The organism is Turicibacter sp. HGF1 (assembly GCF_000191865.1).
Classification (GTDB): domain Bacteria; phylum Bacillota_I; class Bacilli_A; order MOL361; family Turicibacteraceae; genus Turicibacter; species Turicibacter sanguinis.
In genome coordinates, this window is sequence record NZ_AEXQ01000129.1 from 1 (window position 1) to 20696 (window position 20696).

A 20696-nucleotide genomic window follows, 5' to 3' on the forward strand; every position below is an offset into this window, starting at 1 on the left:
TNTTTTTATTTTACTTTACTTCCATTTGGTAATTCGTCAATGATTGTTGGTAATGTTAATTTTCCATCGTTAGATGCTGCTAATACCATACCTTGTGATAATTCACCACGTAATTTAACTGGTTTTAAGTTTGTAACAACTAATACTTTTTTACCTACTAGTTGTTCTGGTTGGTAGTGTTCAGCGATTCCTGATACGATTTGGCGTACTTCTGATCCTAAGTCGATTTGAGATACTAATAAGCGGTCTGCTTTAGGGTGTTGTTTACACTCTTTGATTTCTCCGACTTTGATTTCTACTTTCATGAAGTCGTCAATTCCGATTTGAGGAATTTCTTCTACTTCTACTGCTTTTTCTTCAACTTTTTTAGGTTCTTCAGCTGGTTTAACTGAACCTTTCATTTGTTCTTTGATGTATTCCACTTCTACTTCAACCTCCAAGCGTGGGAAGATTGGTGTTCCTTTAGAAACAACCTTAGTTCCTTCTGCTAATGTATTGTAATTATTTAAACTGCTCCATTCTTTAGACGCTGCCCCTTCAATTCCTAATTGAGCGAAAATTTGTGGCGTTGTGCGTGGCATAAATGGTTCAATCATGATAGCAATCTGACGTAAGCTTTCTGCTAAGTGACACATTACCGATTCTAATGCAGCTTTATTTGCTTCATCTTTTGCTAATACCCAAGGAGCTGTTTCGTCGATGTATTTATTCGTACGAGCAACTAACGCCCAGATATCAGATAAAACGATACTAAATTGCATATCTTCAAAGTTTTTCTCAACTTTTTCAACTGTTGTTTTGATGAAGTCTTCTAATGTTTGATCAAATTCAGTTACTTGACCTGCATATGCTGGAATAACTCCATCGAAGTATTTATTAATCATAGAAACCGTACGGTTTAATAAGTTTCCTAAATCATTTGCTAAATCAAAGTTTACGCGCTCAACGAATGATTCTGGTGAGAATACTCCATCTTGTCCGAATGGTAATTCACGTAATAAGAAGTAACGCACAGCGTCAAGTCCATAACGTTCAATTAACATTTCAGGATATACCACGTTTCCTTTAGATTTAGACATTTTCCCGTCTTTCATCATGATAAATCCATGAGCAAAGATTTTTTTAGGCAATGGTAAATCTAAAGCCATTAAGAAGATTGGCCAATAAATCGTGTGGAAACGAACGATATCTTTCCCAACAACATGTACATCTGCTGGCCAGTATTTATTGAATAATTCTTCATTATCTGATCCGTAACCTAATGCCGTGATGTAGTTAGATAAAGCATCTACCCATACATAAATAACGTGCTTAATATCTCCAGGAACTTTAACTCCCCAATCAAACGTCGTACGAGAAACTGATAAGTCCTCTAAACCTGGTTTAATAAAGTTATTAACCATCTCATTTTTACGAGATTCAGGTAAAATAAATTCAGGATTAGCATTGTAATATTCCATTAAACGATCCGCATATTTTTTCATGTTGAAGAAATAAGATTCTTCTTTCACGACTTTCACGTCACGACCACAGTCTGGACATTTTCCATCCACTAATTGAGTCTCAGTATAATAAGACTCACAAGGTGTACAATATAAACCTTCATAGTGACCTTTGTAAATATCACCATTTTCCATGAATTTAGCGAAAATTTTCTCAACCATCTCTTCATGACGTTTTTCAGTCGTACGAATGAAATCATCATTTGTGATGTCCATCATTTCCCATAACTTTTTGGCTGCATCAGCAATTTCATCTACATAAGCCTGTGGCTCTTTTCCAGCTTCTTGAGCTTTTTCTTGAATTTTTTGTCCATGCTCATCCATACCCGTTAAGAAACGAACATCAAATCCACGGCTACGTTTATAACGAGCCATTGCATCAGATGCTACCGTTGTATAAGCTGTTCCGATGTGGAACTTTCCACTTGGATAATAAATTGGAGTCGTAATATAAAATGTTGGTTTAGACACTCAAAATCCACCTCTTTATCAAATTTAACTACACTCATTTATGTAATTTCAATGTTTTTATTATAGCATAACTAAGTCAAATTTAGACACTAAAAAAAGAATCCTCAAAAATACACGTGAAAATTCTAAAAAATTAGGTATTCAAAAAATCCACCGTTTTACAAACTATAACAATTAAGCTCGAAAACCCACGACTTACTTGGAATTTATCCACATTTTTAAGTCTAAATTCAAATATACATTAAACTATACATACGAACTGTACATTCACCCATCCTTCGACATCGTCATATGATATCATCATTTTACCAAGGGGGGATCTTATGAAAGGACAGCTAACAAAACGGGATATTACTTTAATCGAACACTGCAGAAAACATCTGCCAATCACAAGCGATATGGCGGCCATCCTTTTTTATCCGAACCGCTATATCGCACAACGACGTCTTAATACGATTCATCAATTAAGACAACTAAAACGAACCGAACGGATTGTAGTCAATCAACCTTATATTTATTACCTTGATAAACGAGATATCAGGCATCTACCTTTCACCAAATTACTTTACGACCTTCGTCAAAATGAATACGATATCTCAGAGTATGACTTTGATGGACGTACACTGACTGCTATTATCCACAAAGATGAACTATCTTACAAAATTAATAGCACCATTCAAAACATTGAACAAGTTTATAAACGGCTATCCCTAATAGCAAAAAAAAATCCCTCACAATAAAATCTGTGAGGGATTTTTAATATCCAACTTCATCTAAATAAATATCCACATCCTCACCTTTACAAAAAGCAATAATCACTTCCTGTAAACGTCTTGGACAAAACTGATACTGATCAAACTTTCGAATCGGAATCCATTCTACATCAACCTGGTTACAATCTGGGTAACTTCCATTTTGAATTTCAGTCTCATCCTCTGGATAGCAAACAAAAATATGTTCAATCGTATGTTCGCATGCCTCATAATTAGATAAATAGTCGCGTACAAACAACAAATCATGAACCTTAACATTAGCATTCACCTTTTCAAAACAATGCCTTTTTATAGAATCAAACATGTCTTCCACATGACCTATCTTTCCACCCGGTAACATATAATAACAAACTTGCTCATCCAAAACCTTTAAACAAAGCAACTTTCCTTCCTTCACTATCACAGCACGAACAGAACAATTTACCACCAAAAAACCGCCCCCTCATACAAAAAAATAGCCCTTACATCATTATATTTCGCCAAAATAAAAAGTGACCTAAATATAGTGAAAAAAATAAAAAAAGCATACCTCAGTATGCATTTGCTATTATCTAAATTAAAACCATTTTGCCGATGCTGGCAAAATGGTTTTGTCCCACTACATATAAATCACTACTTATTTCTAAAAACACTACAAGAGTTCATGACTTTCTGCATATGTTATCCCTACATCAGACTGAAACCTCGTATTACCCCATTAGTGGAGGAAACCTAAAAAGCTAATCTCCGATTACGCTTTTTAGGATGGGTCCCCATGATCAAATCTCATTTTTCGGATGGTTGTAATTTTTCCGTTTTGTTTGTAAACACGTGGCACTCGGTCGCTTAACATACATAAAATTTCATAACTAATGGTTCCAATTTCATCTGCTACACGTTCAACTGGCATTCCATCTCCGATTAAGGTTACCATTGTTCCCATTTCAACTTCGTGTGGAAGGCGAATCATGAGCTGATCCATGCAAACACGTCCGATGATTTCACATTCTTTCCCTTCAACAATAACATTTCGTCCTTGATGAGCACGAATCCAGCCATCGGCATAGCCGATTGGAACAACTCCAATCCACTCGTCATTCTCCGCTGTATAAGTTGCCCCATATCCAACTTTGTCTCCCTTGTTGATACGTTTAACCTGAGTAATTTTAGAATATAGCTTTAGGGCTGGTTTTAAATCAAATTCAAGTGGAATGAACTTCGCATCTGGATTAATACCATAAAGACCAAGTCCTAAACGAATGGCGTGATCAAATTCAAATTCTCGTTGTAATAACGTCGCTGTATTTTCAATATGAACATATTTAATAGAACTTAAATCTAAATCTTCGATTAAAGATTCAAAGGTTTTAATCTGATATTCTAAATAATCCGCATCACAATCCGCTGTCGCCATATGAGTAAAGACTCCCTCAAGCTCAACCTTTGGTGCTGCTTTTAATAATTCAAATGTTTCTTTTACTTTTTCTTTTGTTGTTAATCCTAATCGATGCATTCCACTATCGATTTTCAAATGGACTTTTACAGGTGTTTCTAATGGTAACTCAACTAACTTTGAAATCCAACACTCATCGTGAGCTGTTAGGGCAATATTATACTGCGCTGCAATACTAACATCTTTTAAGCGAGTCATTCCTAAAACTAAAATAGGCGCTTCAATCCCAGCTTTTCGAAGACCTAATGCTTCATCAAGTCCACTAACCGCTAAATTCGTAACCCCCGCTAAAAGTGCAACCCTAGAAACCTCAACATCGCCATGACCATAGCCATTTGCTTTAACAACCGCAAAAATCTTTTTATTTGGATGCAACTTTTTAATTTGTTGTACGTTATAAACAATTGCATCTAAATCAACCTCTGCCCATGTGTCACGATAAAATGACATACATCTCACCTCTTAGCTTGTTTTCAACCTACTCATTAATTAACATGATACGCACGATAAACTTCGTTTTTCGCCAAACCACGTTCCTTCGCTACACGCTTAATACTCTCATTTGTACTGAACCCTTCAGAAACATAATGTTCAACATGATCAACAACTTCAAGTTCCTGCCACCATAACGTTTCTTCCTTTGTTTCAGTTGATCCTTCAACAATCACAACCATCTCACCGCGTAAATCATCGACAATATTCAAACATTCTTCAACCGTTCCGCGAACAAACTCTTCATACTGCTTTGTTAACTCACGTGCAATCACAATACGACGATTTCCTAAAACCTCTTGCATCGCTTGTAACGTCTCCTTAATACGATGAGGTGACTCATAATAAATCGTTGTAAAGGGTTGATACTTTAACTCTTCTAACTCTTTTTTCTTCTTCGACTTCACACGATTTAAAAATCCATAAAATAAAAATGGCTGTGGAACTAATCCTGATGCAATCAATGCACTTAACGCCGCATTTGCACCTGGAACTGGAATCACCGCAAACCCAGCTTTAATCGCCTCTGCCACAATCTCATAACCCGGATCTGAAATGCAAGGTAATCCTGCATCACTTACAAGCGCAACATTTTTACCCTCACTTAATAGCTCTATGATATAGTCACCTTTTGTTCCCTTATTATGTTCATGATAACTCGTTAACGGTGTCTCAATCTCATAAACATGGCACAATTTCTTCGTATGACGCGTATCCTCAGCTGCAATCATATCCACTGATTTCAAAACCTCAATTCCACGAGGCGTCATATCCCCTAAATTACCGATTGGTGTTGCCACCAAATATAAAGAAGCAAGGTCTTGTTTAAAACTTTTTTGAATCTGCATAATCTTCACTCCATCTATATCACACGCCATGTGCTCTACTAAATTTATTCTATGTGGAAATAGAGAATTTTTTGCTTTTTTAATTCAGTTATTATTTTTAAGAATAGGCTCCTGAACTATTGGGGATAGAAGCTCCTATCATCCCGTAAAAAAATTCTTTCAATTCATTGATATCTCTCTATAACCAATATCTCTTTTTAATTATCTAAGGAAAAAGTGCTAAACACATTAATTAGATTATCTCTATAAAAAATTCATCTCACTAAACACTTAGAGACTTATCTATTATAGCAGATTTTTCCCTTAGATATTAACGCGTTTAACACTAATTACCTCGATATTTATGATTTAAAATATATAACAACACCGACATCGATAACGTCATCATATTCTCAAAATCTTTTTCTACACTAATCACCGCAGGCTCTTGATTTAACTCAAATGTCAGATTCGCTACATAATCATAAATCTCCTGCTGATTTTGAAATGGAATAATGGCCATTTTACTGAAATCTTTTAACTGGCGTGATGCATACAAATGTAACTTTCCTTCATATTGAATATGCTGTCTAATTGAATGTGATGCGTGCAAATAATCATTCGCATGATAAATACACGTATAGTCACAGAAAAAGTGAATTAAAATACCTAACTTTTCTGAAAACTCTTCTATCTCATAATCTTTTTCAATCATAATATCAAGCCACTTAAAAATAACCGTCACATTATCCCGATAATAATGACTAAACTGACGATACTTTTTCTTTAAATCAGGTTTAACATTACCAAATACAAATTTTCGTCGACATACACATTTTTGTAACTCTTTTGGAAGTTCCTGATATAAAAATTCTCCAACTAGTCGATGAGTATTCGCAATCATACGACCATCTCCACTCTTTTTACTAATATTATTCTCTTAATTATAAAGAGTTATGTCGAATTTTGCTACATAATAGACGAAAATAATTGAGCTAATGATTCCAGAGCGCGCTTAAAAGCAGATCGTTTTATCCACTGTGAATAAATAACCTCTGTGCTTCTAGACAAATCAATATTAAAATCATTCAGTATACTCTGAATCGATTCCGTATGATAAAGCATCACGTTTACTTCAAAATTCAAATAAAAACTTCGGATATCCATATTCGTTGTTCCAACAGAGGCTACTTCTTCATCTACCACAATGACCTTGGAATGACAAAAAACACCATCATAAGTAAAAATTCGAACTCCAACTTCAAGCAATGGTTCAAAATACGATTGCGTCGCATAGTACACAAACTTTCGATCTGCACGACCTGGGACAATAATGCGAACATCAATTCCTGCCAAAGCTGCATTTTTTAGTGCCGTTATGACATCAAAATCAGGAATCAAATACGGGGTAATAATATAAACACTTTTTTCAGCTCCCATAATCATCCTAAAAAAAGCTTGTTTAATCGCAGCAAGTGTTGACTGAGGTCCTGAGTCAATAACTTGAACTCCTCCATCTTCAACCTCTGTCACCTTTTTATAATAAAGATCATTCGTTAGACGTTCACCCGTTGCAAAAAACCAATCACCCGAAAATAAAACAGCAAAATCACGAACCGCCTCTCCCTCTACCAAAATAGATGTATCCCGCCAAAATCCAAATTTCTTAGAACGATGAATATACTCATCTCCAACATTAATTCCACCTGTAATCGCAAGTCGACCATCCACTACAACAATTTTTCGATGATTTCTATGGTTAACCTTATTCGTTAAAAATGGAACTAAAACTGGGTCAAATTCAGCCACAACAATTCCCGCTTCTCTCATCTCCCTTAAAACAGAGCGCTTCATCTTTCGAGAGGTTCCAAGAGGATCAAATAATAATTTAACGTCAACCCCTGCCTGTGCTCGTTCTTTTAACGCATTAATAACTTCCATCCCAATATCATCACTATTAAAAATGTAATACTCAATAAAAATAAATTCCTGCGCATTTTTAATTGCATCAATTAAAACAGGGAATTTTTGATCTCCATTTGTTAAAATTCGCGTCTTCGTTCTAAATGAAACATCATTTCGACATGTCATTGTATTTAAACGAACGAGCATCTGTGACAATTTACTCATTTCCGTCTTAATATCCGACGTCTCATAATCACTCGATGGGACAACATAGTCTGGGCCTAATTCCTTCAATCTACGACGATACCGAAATGTCTCACGAAAATTATGTCCAAGCATTAAATACAAAATAATCCCGATAACCGGAAACAAGGCGATAATAAATAACCATGGCAACTTATTTTTAGAATCCGAATAAATAAAAATAACGAGCCACGTTAAGACTGAAGCCACCGATAGAATCATATAAACTAGTCCCCAAGTTGCTGCTACTACACTATCAAACTGTATCGAATAATAAAATCCAGCCAAATAAACAATCATTGTTAAGACAATTAATCCAATCATAACAAGCGACTTCTTCAACTTCAATCACCTACATTACCCATGATAACCATAGTTTATCCATTTTTTATGTAAAAATACAAAAAAGCTATCCTGTGGATAGCTTTTAATGGTTTAAAATGAATTTCCAACCAAAGGAAAGCAACGATCTTACTCAACAGAGTAAGCCGTCTAACCTAAGGACTCTATTCCTTTTTTCCTAACATAAATAAATCTAAAATTTCTTGGCTATAATTTAAACTTGTTTCATTCTCATAAACAAACAACGGTTGATCAATACGTAGATTTCCAGGATTACCACCCTTGATTCCTTCAATTAATAACACATTTGCCTCACGATTAATACGTGGATAAACTAATCGCATACGCTTAGGCTCAATCTTATACTTTCTAAACGTTTCAATAATATCGACTAAACGATCTGGGCGATGAACCATTGCAAAACGTCCACCATGCTTTAATAATAATGAAGCTTCCTTCACCACATCATCAAGTGTCGCTAAAACCTCATGACGTGCAATGGTTAAATAATCATTCTTATTCAAATTACTATCTGGATTTACCTTAAAATAAGGAGGATTACAAGTGACCACATCATGAGCATACTTTCCAAGCTGCTCATGAATTCCTTTTAAATCACCCTTCACAATCGTAATACGATCCTCAAGACCATTCACCGCCACATTACGAGTCGCCAAATCATAAGACATATCCTGAATCTCAACACCTGTAATATGTGCCTTAGAACGAAGCGATAAAAATAACGGAACCGGCGCATTACCCGTACATAAATCCACAATCGACTTTACACCCTTATTAATCGTCGGATAATCACCAAGCAACGTTGAATCAAGTGAAAAATTAAACATCTCTGGATTTTGAATAATCTTCAATCCATCATAACCTAATAAATCATTTAAAACCTCGTTCTCCTTTAAAAATTTCTGCATGAAATTCACCACCTACAAACTTAAACTCGCTAAATGCCACCTAACATGAACACCAAGCGAGTCCTAAAAATTACATCATAAGATTATAAAAAAACAATATCCAAATATTATCCACAATTTATAAAAATTAACGCCAAACTAAAAATCTCTATTTACCGCATCAGGAAACAATCTACCAATTGAGAATTAGATGATCTTCACCAATCTCTAGGGAACTTTTACGCTTACTAGCTGAATATAACGAAGCTTAGTAAAAAGTTATCCTTTAGAGTTACGCGAGATTAACCGTCCGGTTCAGCTTTTTAGTCCAATCTAGCTTTACCGAACAATCTCACTATAAAGTTCCCCTCACTCTTCATCATCAAAAAGCGATGATTCGGGTGATGGTTCACTTTTACGCGAGATTAACCGTCCGGTTCAGCTTTTTCTTTAGTCCAGTCGAGTTTCGTCAAGCAATGACCTTCAAAAATCGGACACACCGACCATTTCTCTTTGAGAAACTAAGTCGCTGGTACTTGCATTTTTGAGGATCATTAACCGCTTGACTCAACATCCTAGTCCATCAGTTCTTTTAGTTCTGGGTCGAATGGGATTTCTTCTTTTTTGACTTTTCGATCTAGAATTTTGATGATTTCAGATGCTTCGTGTTTACGTGTTGTATCTTTGTAATCAACGAGTAATGTTTCTGAAATCATGTTGATTGAACGAACGCGTCCTTCTCCGAATTCGGTTAACACACGATTTCCAACGTCAGGTAATCGTTGCATTAATTCAACATATGTTTCATTTTCATATTTTAAACAGCATAATAATTTACCACAAATCCCTGAAATCTTAGATGGATTTAATGATAACTGCTGATTCTTTGCCATCTTGATCGTTACCGTTGCAAACTCCCCAAGGAATGAGGTACAACATAACACACGCCCACAAGGTCCAAGACCACCAATCATCTTGGCAGCATCACGAACCCCAATTTGGCGTAACTCAATGCGTAAACGGAACGTATAAGCTAAATCCTTAACTAACTGTCTAAAGTCAACTCGTCCCTCAGCTGTAAAATAGAAAATTAACTTCGTACGATCAAACGTATACTCACAACCTAAAAGTTGCATATCTAATTTATTCTTAATAATTAACTGCTCACAACTAGCTAAAGCCTCAACTTCATCAGCCTTATTTTTACGATGCTTTTCAATATCCTCGTCCGTTGCAATTCGCATAACAGGTTTTAACGGTAAAAAAACATCCTCTTCATTCACAAACTTAGGACCGATCACAACCGTACCAAACTCCATTCCACGAATCGTCTCAACTAAAACATAATCACCTTTCTTTAACTCAAAACCGTTTGGATCAAAGAAATATTTTTTTCCAACTTGCTTAAACTGTACCCCTACTACTTCATATTGCATCAATAAATCCTCCCTTCATTTCTAAAAATAGTTGATCAAAACAAAGCAACACATTTGCGTTAGCCATCAAATGCTTTTCTGCATCCATCAAGGCTCGTAGCTTCTTCAAACAAATTGCAAGCGAATTAGCTTCTTCACTACTCGAAAGTGGCGCCGTATACATACGATAGCGCAAATCCTTTGTCTTACCCACCTTTAATTTCAAGACATCCTCATAATAAATCATATAAAGCTTCAAAAATAAAAACTGAGCATCCTTCTCTTTAATTAAATCTTGATGCCTAGCTAGCACAATTGAGGGATCAAAATTCGTCTTTACGAAACAATCCTCAACTTTCAAAACAAGCTCAATCAACGAATTAAAATGCGCTGACTCTGCTAACTCGATACCTTCATCTATATTTTGAGTCAAAGCCGAAATAATCGGAGCATGTTGCGACACTCCCGCTTCAACATATTGCTGTATTAAAGATTCATTCGATAAAGACTTAAATGAAAGAATGACAGACCGTGAACGAATCGTCGGAAGCAACTTCTGCTTGTTCTGCGTCAACATAATCGCATAAGTATTCGCCTTCGGCTCCTCTAAAAACTTAAGCAAACTATTTGCCGCACTCACAGACATCTTATCAGCATCCTCAATAATATAAACCTTTGCACAATCCTCCGCTGCCATCTTTGAAAACTCCGACTGAAGCTCTTGAATCTGCTCTTTCTTAATACTATTTCCATCCGGTCGAATCATATAAACATTCACATGCCCATCAGACTCAATCATCTGACAATGACGGCACGTACCACAAATCCTATCATCCGACTCGCATAATAACATTTTAGCAAAATTCTTCGCAACAAACAACTTTCCAACACCTTTAGGTCCCTCTAAAATGTACGCATGCACCAGTCTATTTTTTTGATAACTATTGATTAAAAAGCGCACCACCTCTTGCTGGCGATCCTTAATTGTCTCCCAACCTTTCACATCCATCACCACCTTTCATCAATCCTTTATTATTTCCCTAACTTCTCTAAAATTAACTGACAAATTTCATTTGTCACCGCTTCGATTGATTGCGTTGCATCAACCGTTACAATACGTTCACTAAACAAATTAGCTTGAATTTTATACCCTTCATACACTAACTGATGAAACTCAAGCCCTTCTAAATCCAAACGATTAACCTCACGACCACTATTAGCAGCAATACGCGCTAGTCCATCCTCTGGCTTAATATCAAAAAAAATCGTCATATCGGGCATAAACCCTTCAATCGCAAACTGATTAATCTCGCGTACTTCATCCATCCCAATTCCACGAGCATAACCTTGATATACAATCGAACTATCTACAAAGCGATCACATAACACAATCTTCCCTGCATCCATAGCCGGTTTAACCTTTTCAACTAAATGTTGACGACGCGCAGCAGCGTAAAGTAAAGCCTCAGTACGACTATCCATCTCTGTATTCTCACGATCTAAAATAACCTCACGAATTTGTTCCGCAATTTTAATCCCACCAGGTTCACGTGTATACAGAGTCTCAATCCCAAGCTCTGATAACTTTTGGATTAATTCATTTGCAATAGTTGTCTTTCCGGCCCCTTCTCCGCCTTCTAATGTAATAAAGAATCCGCTCATCATCATAACTCCTTTAGCTAAATAAATTTCAAATCCCATTATCTCATAAATAAAAACTTTTTGATAGATGGAATTATTCCCCGTTTAACGTAAAAAATAAAAACATCAGACACCAAAGGAGTTATCATGATGAAAAAAAACATACTACTATTTCTCACCTGTTTCCTACTTGTTTCCTGTGGCAATAAAAAACCAAGTACAGAAAACCACACCCAAAAACAACTCAACATCCTAACAACCGTCTACCCACTTACCTACTTCACCGAAAAAATAGGCGGACAATACGTCAACGTCAACTCAATCTTAACCCCTGAAAGTGATATCCACAACTACCAGCTAAACGACAACGTTACCAACCAAATCCTATCCTCACAACTATTCCTCTATATCGATGACACACTTGAACCATATATCGGGGACATTTCATTACAATTCCAAGAAAAGAACTTAAATTACATTGAAATCATCAGCCTCATAAAACAACAAACAGCTCCTGAAATTGGGGAAGCCCAAACCCTCATCAGTGGCACTCTCTCAACAACAGAATCACCCGCTCGAAAAGATGACAATCTAAACACCATTATTTCAGACTATCACCTTCCAGACAGTCGTAGCCAAACCAATGACATCACCACCATGTACGAAAGTCCTTATAATCATCTATGGCTACATCCTAGCTACGCCATCATGATGTGTGAAATCATCCGTGACGAACTTATCAAACTACTTCCAGAGTACAAACCAACCTTTGACAAGAACTTCGAAGAACTAAAAGAAAAACTTCTCGACCTCAACAACGCCTTTCTATCCCTGAGCACTGCTCCGAATCATTACTTCCTCGTTACACATGCTGCCTACTCAACATGGGCTGGATATGGACTCATTCAAATTCCAATCACCGATATGTATGAAAGCCCACTCCCACAACAAGAATTAGAAACTGTACAACGACTCGTATCAGACCTAAACCTCTCCTACCTATACTTTGAAGAAAACATAACAAACTATAAAGCCAAACAACTCCAAAGCGAACTCCACCTAAAAACTGCTACGCTCTACAATCTTGCAACACTCACCTACGACCAAATAAACAACGGAGACGACTACTTCTCTCTCATGTACCAAAACATCAAAAATCTAGAACTCGAACTCTACGAATAAAAAAAGAAGTAGGACCCAACATCCTACTTCTTTTCTAATATCTAAAAATTATCCATTGATTTTAACATCAGTAATTTGATTAAATACAACACGCTTTAAAGTTGAATCCGTGATAACTAATAATTGCTCATAATGCTCATCATAATGAGAAATCGTTCCTGATACAACAAAGCTATCACCATTTTCATCCGTTACCGTTAATTCAACTGGTAACTTCTCATCAAACGCACGTCTTAATCCTTTATATCCTAATGTTTCTTTAGTTGCAATAACCTGTGTATATTTTGAAAGGTCATCAAGATTTAAAGCGTCATTAGGTTGAATCATGCTTTGCGTCGACTGCTCCTGTCGACTAAATAATTTATTTATGAATTTTAGTGCCATATTTGCCTCCTGTATAATTCAACAAATAACTCGTTGCTTCCCTTATATCACCCTATCTATTTAAATTATAACATAAACTGTTTGATAAACAAACATTCTCATTATAATTAACCTTTCATTTTTTTCCTCACCTAGGTTATGAACACCTTATTTTTACAATTATTTTTCATTATCTACATAATCCGTCAAAGGTTTCAACATCTCTTCTGGATAATCAACTCGTTGCAGATACAACCCTTGCGGCTTAGCAGTATGACCTGCCAATTTTCGATTTTTGGCCTCGATAATTGTCTTAATATCTTCGGGTTTTTTCTTACCTTCTCCGATTTGAATCAACGTACCGACCATAATACGAATCATATAACGTAAAAATCCATTCCCAACGAAAATAAACGTTAACTCGCCATCCTCATCAATGAGATCTGCCTGGTAAATCGTTCTCACCTTATCAATATCATCTAAATTACCACAGAATGACGTAAAATTATGAGTCCCAAGCAAATACGTCATTGCCTCTCTCATCTTTTCCACATCAAGTGAAAAGCGGTGATAATAAACATAATTACGCTTCATTGGATTATACTCATTTAAAGACAATCGATAACGATACTCCTTAACCTTTCCATGATAACGAGAATGAAACTCAGGATGAACCTCCTGACTATCAATAATATAAATATCTTCAGGTAAGATCGAATTCAATGCCCGAACATATCGACTACCATCCATATTCACCACACTATCAAAATGGAAAACTTGACCGTATGCATGCACACCCGTATCCGTGCGTCCCGAACTATGAATCGTAACCGGTTGCTTACTAATCTTCTCTAAAGCTGCCTCAATTTCACCCTGTACCGTTCTTTGACCCGGTTGACGTTGATACCCATTAAACAAAGTACCATCATAAGCAACCGTACATTTAATTCTTTTCATAATGACCCACCTTTAGAACACAATTGCACCAACAAAAATAACTAAACAAACAACAATTAATCCCGTATCTGCCACATGCCAGCACAAACGATTAATACTCGTCTTAGGACGTCCTGGAACATAACCACGAACCTCCATCGCATTCGCCAACTCATCCGCGCGTTTAAACGACAAAATAAACAATGGCACCAATAAAGAAATCAACTGCATGACCTTATCCTTGAACTTACCTTCCTTAATATCTACACCACGAGAAGCCTGCGCCTTTAAAATCTTCTGCGTCTCCTCGAATAATGTTGGAATAAATCGAAGCGCAATCGAAATCATCAACGCCAACTCCGATACCGGCAACCCCACCTTCTTAAATGGCTTGAATAAAGACTCAAGCGCCAACGTCAAATCAGATGGTTTAGTCGTAAGTGTCAACAAAGTAGAAATAAGCACAACAATAATAAGTCGGATACTCATAAAGAAACCAAGATTAAGCCCTTCATCATAAATGCCGATAGGCCCCAGACTAAAAAGTAAATTTCCTTGCTTATTAAATAGAACCTGTAAGAAAAACGTCAAAATCACAAAGAACCAAATTGGCTTCAGACTTCTAAAAAAATAATCCAAAGGGATCTTCGTCAACTTCATCGCAATTAACTCAACCACAACTAAAAGTCCAATAAAAAACCATTGCTCAATTAAAAAACTTGAAATCACAAATAAAGATGTTGCAATAATCTTTGAACGAGGATCCAGTCGGTGCCAAAATGACTGACCCGGTAAATACTGTCCGATAATAATTCCGTTCACAAACTAGCCCCTCTCTACTAAATCTTCAATTTTTAAAACAAACTCCTCTGTTGTTAGAGGTAAATCCTCAACAGATAATCCGAGCTTTGAAGCAAAATTATAATAATTCTGCGCCGCTAACGGTAAAGTAATCCCGCACTCTCCAAGTAACTCAACCTCTTTAAACACCTCTTTTGGTGACCCTTGTAACTTCATCTCACCACGATGCATCACAATAACATGCTCTGCATACTCACATACCAGATTCATATCATGAGTAACTAACACAATAGTCTTACCATACTTCTGATGCAAATCATTAAAAATCTGCATCATCTCATGTTGTCCTTGAGGGTCAAGTCCAGCAGTGGGCTCATCAAGGACCAAAATATCAGGATTCATCGCTAAAATTCCAGCTATCGCAACACGGCGCATCTGTCCTCCACTCAAATGAAAAGGAGACTGCTCCAAAATACTATCTTCCAACCCAACAATCTTAGCAACCTCTTTCGCCCTTTGACGAGCTTCCTCTTCAGAAACTCCATAGTTCATTGGACCGAACATAATATCTTTTTCAACAGTTTCTTCAAATAACTGATACTCAGGAAACTGAAATACTAAGCCAACATGCTGACGAATCGCTTTTAAATTTTTGTTTTTCTCATCCGATTTAATCGTTTGTTTTCCGACAGTAATCACACCACTTGATGGTTTTAACAAACCATTCATATGTTGGATAAGCGTTGATTTTCCAGAACCAGTATGTCCAATGATTGAGACAAACTTATTATCTTGAATATCAATATTAATATCATAAATTGCTCGCTGTTCCATTGGCGTATTTAAATTATAAACATGACTTACTTTTTCAAACTTAATGCCCATAACTTATTCATCAACTCCTCATCGCTCGTACAAATATCCTCAATAATACCTTTATCTTTCAAATCATAAGAAGCTTTAACAGCAAAAGGAACATCTAATTGTACAGATTCTAATAACTCTTTCTTTGCAAACACTTCTTTTGGTGTTCCCTCTAAAATAATTTCTCCATCATTCATCACAACAATACGGTCACTAAACACAGCTTCATCTAAATGATGCGTAATCATAATGATCGTCTTATTATGATCTTCAGCCAATTCACGAACTAAACTCATCATATTTTGACGACCTTGTGGATCAAGCATTGCAGTTGCTTCGTCTAAAATAATAACATTAGCTCCAAGAGCTAAAACACCCGCAATTGCAACACGTTGTTTTTCTCCTCCACTTAAGCGATGCGGTTCACGGTCTAAAAAGTTTTTCATTCCAACTTTTTCAGCATATTCATTCACAAGGCGATGCATTTCATCATATTCAACACATTTATTCTCTAATCCAAATGCAATATCATCACGTACAGTACTTCCTACGAATTGATTGTCTGGATTTTGAAAAACAATCCCTATTTTTTGACGAATATCATAAACTGATTCTTCATCTAACAATTGATTATCCACATAGATTTCACCCTCATTAGCTTTAACTAACCCAACGAGTAATTTCGATAAAGTCGACTTTCCAGAACCATTATGACCAAGAATTGTTACAAATTCACCTTTATTAATTAATAAATTATAATTTTTTAATACAGTTTGATTCTCTTCATAACCAAATGTTACATTACTTAATTTAATCATTGCATTTTCCAAAATATCTCGCCACCTTATCCTAGATTGCTACTCCGTCAATTCCACTATCTACATTTCCTACTATTTCAATAACTAGATAATGTGGTGCACAAATAATACTTTGTCCTGTTTTACTTAAAGTTCCAAATAAAATACATTCATGATCTGGACAATCAGCTTCTTCAATATGAACACCTTCAGCATTAACAATTATCTTATTATAACCTAGCTCTGTTTCAATTTCATAAATATGTTCCTTACCATCAATAGGAACTCGTGCATATTCTGATCCTTTTAAAGAAATAACCACTTCTTGATCTACCTGGGGCTGTAAACTAAACATAGCGAATAGTCCACCACTAATAATTAAAACAGCAATTATAATATATACATCTAACCTTTTCATCCACTTACCCTCCAAGTCATTAATATCTGTAAAAAAATACTTATTCACATAACATTATAACAATTTTATTATTTACTTGTCATTCTAAAGAAGAGGAAAATATGTGTATTACTCTTTCAAAATAACCAGTTATAAATATATTGATATATAACAAATGTATAACTAAAAGGAATAATTTGTAAATGTTGTTTTTTTTTGATAAACTAGAACAATCACATATAAGGGAGTGAAAAAATGTTTAAAAAATTTATTTCTTACTATAGGAATCATTTAGGATTATTTATTCTAGATATGATAGCCGCGCTACTTATGGCAGGTATCGACTTAGTTTATCCTTATTTTACAGGGATATTTATGGATGATTATATTCCAAATGGAAAAATTCAATCTATGGTTATAGTAAGTCTTACTTTATTAATATTATTTATTATTCGTTTAATATGTTCACACATCGTCAACTATTGGGGGCATATTATGGGATGTAAAATGGAATTTGATATGAGACAAGATTTATTCAAAAAATTTCAATCCTTGAATTTCAGTTATTATGATGAAAATAAAACCGGTGTTATTATGTCCCGATTAGTAGGAGATTTAAGAGATATTACAGAGTTAGCACATCATGGACCAGAAGATATCTTTATATCTCTGATCATGATTATAGGAAGTTTTATTATATTATTTAATATTAATGCTGTATTTACCTTATCGATATTTCCTATCATCATTTTAATTATCATCTTCTCAATTTGGAGACGGAATGCAATGATGCAAGGATTTAGAGCTACACGAAAAACACAAGGAGAAATCAATGCACAAATTGAAAGTAGTATTGGGGGAATCCGTTTAACAAAATCATTTGCAAATGAAGATTACGAGTACAATAAATTTACTGAAAATAATTTAAACTATGCTAACTCATGGAAAAATGCACTATTCCAAATGTCAATCTTCTCAAGCGGAAATACCTTTTTAATAGATATTTTGAATCTCATATTATTAATTATGGGAGGAATTCTCGTTTATAATAATACATTAACATTTGGAGATTTTACTGCGTTTCTCCTATACATAAATTTCTTAATTAAACCAATTCAACGCTTAATTAATTTTATGCAACAATTCCAAACAGGATGGGCAGGATTTGAAAGATTCTACGAAATTATTCAATTAGAACCCAAAATTAAGTCAAAAGAAAATGCTATTTATTTAAATAATCCGAAGGGAAATATTATTTTTAACCATGTAAACTTTAAATATGAAGCAAATGAAGAACATGTGTTAACAGATTTTAATATTAATATTGAATCTGGTAAAAAAATAGCTTTAGTTGGAGAATCAGGTGTTGGGAAATCAACTATCTCTCTACTAATTCCAAGATTTTATGATGTAACATCTGGAGAAATATTAATAGATGATATTAATATAAAAGATTATGAATTAAGCTCTTTAAGAAAAAATATTGGACACGTTCAGCAAGAAGTATATATTTTCTATGGCAATATCCGTGATAATATTTTATATGGAAATCCACAGGCAACAGAGGAAGAAATAATTATAGCTGCCAAAAAAGCTCGTATTCATGACTTTATCATGTCACTAGAAAATGGATATGATACTATTGTTGGAGAACGTGGAGTAAAGCTTTCTGGCGGGCAAAAACAAAGGATCGCAATTGCACGAGTATTTCTTAAAAATCCTGCAATACTCATTTTAGATGAAGCGACATCAGCATTAGACAATATCACAGAGATGTTAATTCAAGAGGCATTGGAAGATTTAACAAAAGGTCGAACAAGCATTATAATAGCCCATCGTTTAAGCACTATAAAAGAAGCAGATGAAATCTTAGTCCTTTCAAAAAATGGAATCTCAGAAAGAGGAACACATGAAGAGCTATTAAATAAACAAGGATATTATGCTGAACTCTATAATACCCAATTCAAAAATTTATAAAAAAAGAGAGCGAATGCTCTCTTTTTTATCTATTAAAGTTTTCCTACTAAGTCTAAGCTTGGAGTTAAAGTTTCAGCTCCTGGTTGCCATTTAGCTGGACATACTTGATCTCCGTGCTCAGCAACGAATTGAGCTGCTTGTACTTTACGTACTAATTCTTCAGCATTACGTCCAATTCCTAAATCATGAATTTCATAAGCTTTAATTTGACCTTCTGGGTTAACGATGAATGTTCCACGTAAAGCTAAACCTTCTTCTTCAATCATAACACCAAATCCACGAGCTAAAGTTCCAGTTGGATCTGCTAACATTGGATATTTGATTTTTGCAATTGTTTCAGAAGCATCAGCCCATGCTTTATGAACGAAGTGAGTATCTGTAGATACAGAATATACTTCACATCCCATTTCTTGGAATTTAGAATAGTTATCTGCTAAATCTCCTAATTCAGTTGGACAAACGAAAGTGAAATCTGCTGGATAGAAGAAGAATACAGACCATTGTCCTTTAATTGTTTCGTTAGTTACTTCTTTGAATTCACCATTGTGATAAGCTTGAACTTTAAAATCTACTACTTGGGTATTGATTAATGACATTGTAATCCCTCCAAATTCATTATAGTAATAATTACTGATATTGTTATTATATATTAAGCAATTTAAAAAGTCAAATATAATGATTAAAATAATAATAATTTTTTAAAATCATATTTATATATCAGTCCAAGATATTAGGGGTTATCGTATCTGTATTAAGTTTCAGGATAATTTTATTTATTCCTGATTTTCAGTAATAAGAAATTTAGTTGATATAAAAAAGACATCATAACGATGTCTTTTCCTAATAACCTTATTATTCAAACTACTAGAAATAATAAACATAAAATATTTATCTAGAATCCATTGCTCATTCTCTCCACCACAATGTGTTTTCCATATATTAACATAGTTAGATTAACTCTCCTATCCTATTACAATGTTATTGATTAAAACCATATTGAAAGAATAAATTTTGATATTTTATTCATATTGTAATAGAAAATTTTTAAATATTAAAAATAAAGATTATTTAAAAGAGTTTAAATTAAATAGGCTCACTAGCTTTATATTTAAAGAAAGTATATCTTATCAATCCATATTCGTCTTAAAAGTCTCTCTTGTTGAAAAGAACTATTACATTTTTTATAAAATATAATATGGTATTACTTTGAAAACTCAAAAAAAATACCAGAGTCAAAATTATGCACCATCATAAAGTCTATCCTACACTCAACAGTTAATCCATTTATAGCTTTTATGAGTCTCAGGATTTCACTTAAAGTCATTCACTGTAAATAGATTATACTTTAACCGACAGCACTATTTAAAAAAGAATAAAAAAAAGACAGTACTTATAAACTAATACTTTTTATTTATTATCTATAGTATT

General features: G+C 34.7%; 20 protein-coding genes. 3 read left to right on the forward strand and 17 right to left on the reverse strand.

The features are described 5' to 3' along the window. Positions 1-5: 5 nt before the first annotated feature. Positions 6-1973, reverse strand: a complete 1968-nt coding sequence (gene metG, locus HMPREF9402_RS12430) for a methionine--tRNA ligase (RefSeq protein ID WP_009607536.1) — start codon at positions 1971-1973, stop codon at positions 6-8. Positions 1974-2296: 323 nt separating this feature from the next. Between metG and HMPREF9402_RS12435 the strand changes: the two genes are divergently transcribed. Beyond that, positions 2297-2713, forward strand: coding sequence for a hypothetical protein (locus HMPREF9402_RS12435; protein ID WP_009607535.1), 417 nt, complete (start codon positions 2297-2299; stop codon positions 2711-2713). A 16-nt stretch (positions 2714-2729) separates the two neighbouring features. On the opposite strand, the gene HMPREF9402_RS12440 is transcribed toward HMPREF9402_RS12435, so the two are convergent. The 9 genes from HMPREF9402_RS12440 to tmk all read right to left on the reverse strand — a co-directional run bounded on the left by HMPREF9402_RS12440 (position 2730) and on the right by tmk (position 11972). Next, positions 2730-3173, reverse strand: a complete 444-nt coding sequence (locus HMPREF9402_RS12440) for an NUDIX domain-containing protein (RefSeq protein WP_006783727.1) — start codon at positions 3171-3173, stop codon at positions 2730-2732. Positions 3174-3485: 312 nt separating this feature from the next. Continuing rightward, positions 3486-4628 carry an alanine racemase gene (gene alr, locus HMPREF9402_RS12445; protein ID WP_009607521.1) on the reverse strand — a complete coding sequence of 381 codons (1143 nt, stop codon included), beginning with the start codon at positions 4626-4628 and terminating at the stop codon, positions 3486-3488. 35 nt (positions 4629-4663) lie between these two features. Next, positions 4664-5518, reverse strand: a complete 855-nt coding sequence (gene rsmI, locus HMPREF9402_RS12450; protein WP_202795338.1) for a 16S rRNA (cytidine(1402)-2'-O)-methyltransferase — start codon at positions 5516-5518, stop codon at positions 4664-4666. A 325-nt stretch (positions 5519-5843) separates the two neighbouring features. Beyond that, on the reverse strand, positions 5844-6401 hold the full coding sequence (locus tag HMPREF9402_RS12455) for a zinc dependent phospholipase C family protein (RefSeq protein ID WP_006783719.1): 558 nt from the start codon (positions 6399-6401) through the stop codon (positions 5844-5846). 65 nt (positions 6402-6466) lie between these two features. Beyond that, positions 6467-7987 (reverse strand): cardiolipin synthase, encoded by a 1521-nt coding sequence (gene cls / locus HMPREF9402_RS12460; protein WP_009607528.1) that lies wholly within the window; start codon positions 7985-7987, stop codon positions 6467-6469. Positions 7988-8151: 164 nt separating this feature from the next. Further along, on the reverse strand, positions 8152-8916 hold the full coding sequence (locus HMPREF9402_RS12465) for a tRNA1(Val) (adenine(37)-N6)-methyltransferase (protein ID WP_006783717.1): 765 nt from the start codon (positions 8914-8916) through the stop codon (positions 8152-8154). A 554-nt stretch (positions 8917-9470) separates the two neighbouring features. Further along, the gene (locus tag HMPREF9402_RS12470; protein ID WP_006783716.1) at positions 9471-10331 is read right to left on the reverse strand and encodes a PSP1 domain-containing protein; all 861 of its coding nucleotides are present in this window, start codon (positions 10329-10331) and stop codon (positions 9471-9473) included. After that, positions 10321-11313: a DNA polymerase III subunit delta' gene (gene holB, locus HMPREF9402_RS12475; RefSeq protein WP_009607534.1), complete on the reverse strand. Its 993-nt coding sequence runs from the start codon at positions 11311-11313 to the stop codon at positions 10321-10323. The genes HMPREF9402_RS12470 and holB overlap by 11 nt, the downstream gene beginning before the upstream one ends. Before the next feature lie 29 nt (positions 11314-11342). Continuing rightward, positions 11343-11972: a dTMP kinase gene (gene tmk / locus HMPREF9402_RS12480; RefSeq protein ID WP_350022481.1), complete on the reverse strand. Its 630-nt coding sequence runs from the start codon at positions 11970-11972 to the stop codon at positions 11343-11345. 129 nt (positions 11973-12101) lie between these two features. On the opposite strand from tmk, the gene HMPREF9402_RS12485 reads away from it, so the two are divergent. Continuing rightward, positions 12102-13133 (forward strand): metal ABC transporter solute-binding protein, Zn/Mn family, encoded by a 1032-nt coding sequence (locus HMPREF9402_RS12485; protein ID WP_238526666.1) that lies wholly within the window; start codon positions 12102-12104, stop codon positions 13131-13133. A gap of 48 nt (positions 13134-13181) precedes the next feature. On the opposite strand, the gene HMPREF9402_RS12490 is transcribed toward HMPREF9402_RS12485, so the two are convergent. From HMPREF9402_RS12490 to HMPREF9402_RS12515, 6 genes are all read right to left on the reverse strand, one after another. Beyond that, positions 13182-13517: a hypothetical protein gene (locus tag HMPREF9402_RS12490; RefSeq protein WP_006783712.1), complete on the reverse strand. Its 336-nt coding sequence runs from the start codon at positions 13515-13517 to the stop codon at positions 13182-13184. A gap of 159 nt (positions 13518-13676) precedes the next feature. Further along, positions 13677-14453 (reverse strand): tRNA pseudouridine(38-40) synthase TruA, encoded by a 777-nt coding sequence (gene truA, locus HMPREF9402_RS12495; RefSeq protein ID WP_006783711.1) that lies wholly within the window; start codon positions 14451-14453, stop codon positions 13677-13679. 12 nt (positions 14454-14465) lie between these two features. Next, positions 14466-15254, reverse strand: coding sequence for an energy-coupling factor transporter transmembrane component T family protein (locus HMPREF9402_RS12500; protein ID WP_006783710.1), 789 nt, complete (start codon positions 15252-15254; stop codon positions 14466-14468). Positions 15255-15257: 3 nt separating this feature from the next. Then, positions 15258-16118 carry an energy-coupling factor ABC transporter ATP-binding protein gene (locus HMPREF9402_RS12505; protein WP_009607530.1) on the reverse strand — a complete coding sequence of 287 codons (861 nt, stop codon included), beginning with the start codon at positions 16116-16118 and terminating at the stop codon, positions 15258-15260. Then, positions 16094-16927, reverse strand: a complete 834-nt coding sequence (locus HMPREF9402_RS12510) for an energy-coupling factor transporter ATPase (protein WP_009607524.1) — start codon at positions 16925-16927, stop codon at positions 16094-16096. Before HMPREF9402_RS12510 ends, HMPREF9402_RS12505 begins: the two co-directional genes overlap by 25 nt. Positions 16928-16946: 19 nt before the next feature. After that, a complete protein-coding gene (locus tag HMPREF9402_RS12515) occupies positions 16947-17312 on the reverse strand; it encodes a NusG domain II-containing protein (protein ID WP_006783707.1) in 366 nt (121 codons plus the stop codon). 234 nt (positions 17313-17546) lie between these two features. Here HMPREF9402_RS12515 and HMPREF9402_RS12520 point away from each other — a divergent pair, with 234 nt between their 5' ends. Next, positions 17547-19268 (forward strand): ABC transporter ATP-binding protein, encoded by a 1722-nt coding sequence (locus HMPREF9402_RS12520; RefSeq protein ID WP_009607522.1) that lies wholly within the window; start codon positions 17547-17549, stop codon positions 19266-19268. A 32-nt stretch (positions 19269-19300) separates the two neighbouring features. Here the strand turns inward: HMPREF9402_RS12520 and ahpC are convergent, their stop codons facing one another. Beyond that, positions 19301-19864 (reverse strand): alkyl hydroperoxide reductase subunit C, encoded by a 564-nt coding sequence (gene ahpC / locus HMPREF9402_RS12525; RefSeq protein WP_006783705.1) that lies wholly within the window; start codon positions 19862-19864, stop codon positions 19301-19303. Positions 19865-20696 lie beyond the last annotated feature (832 nt).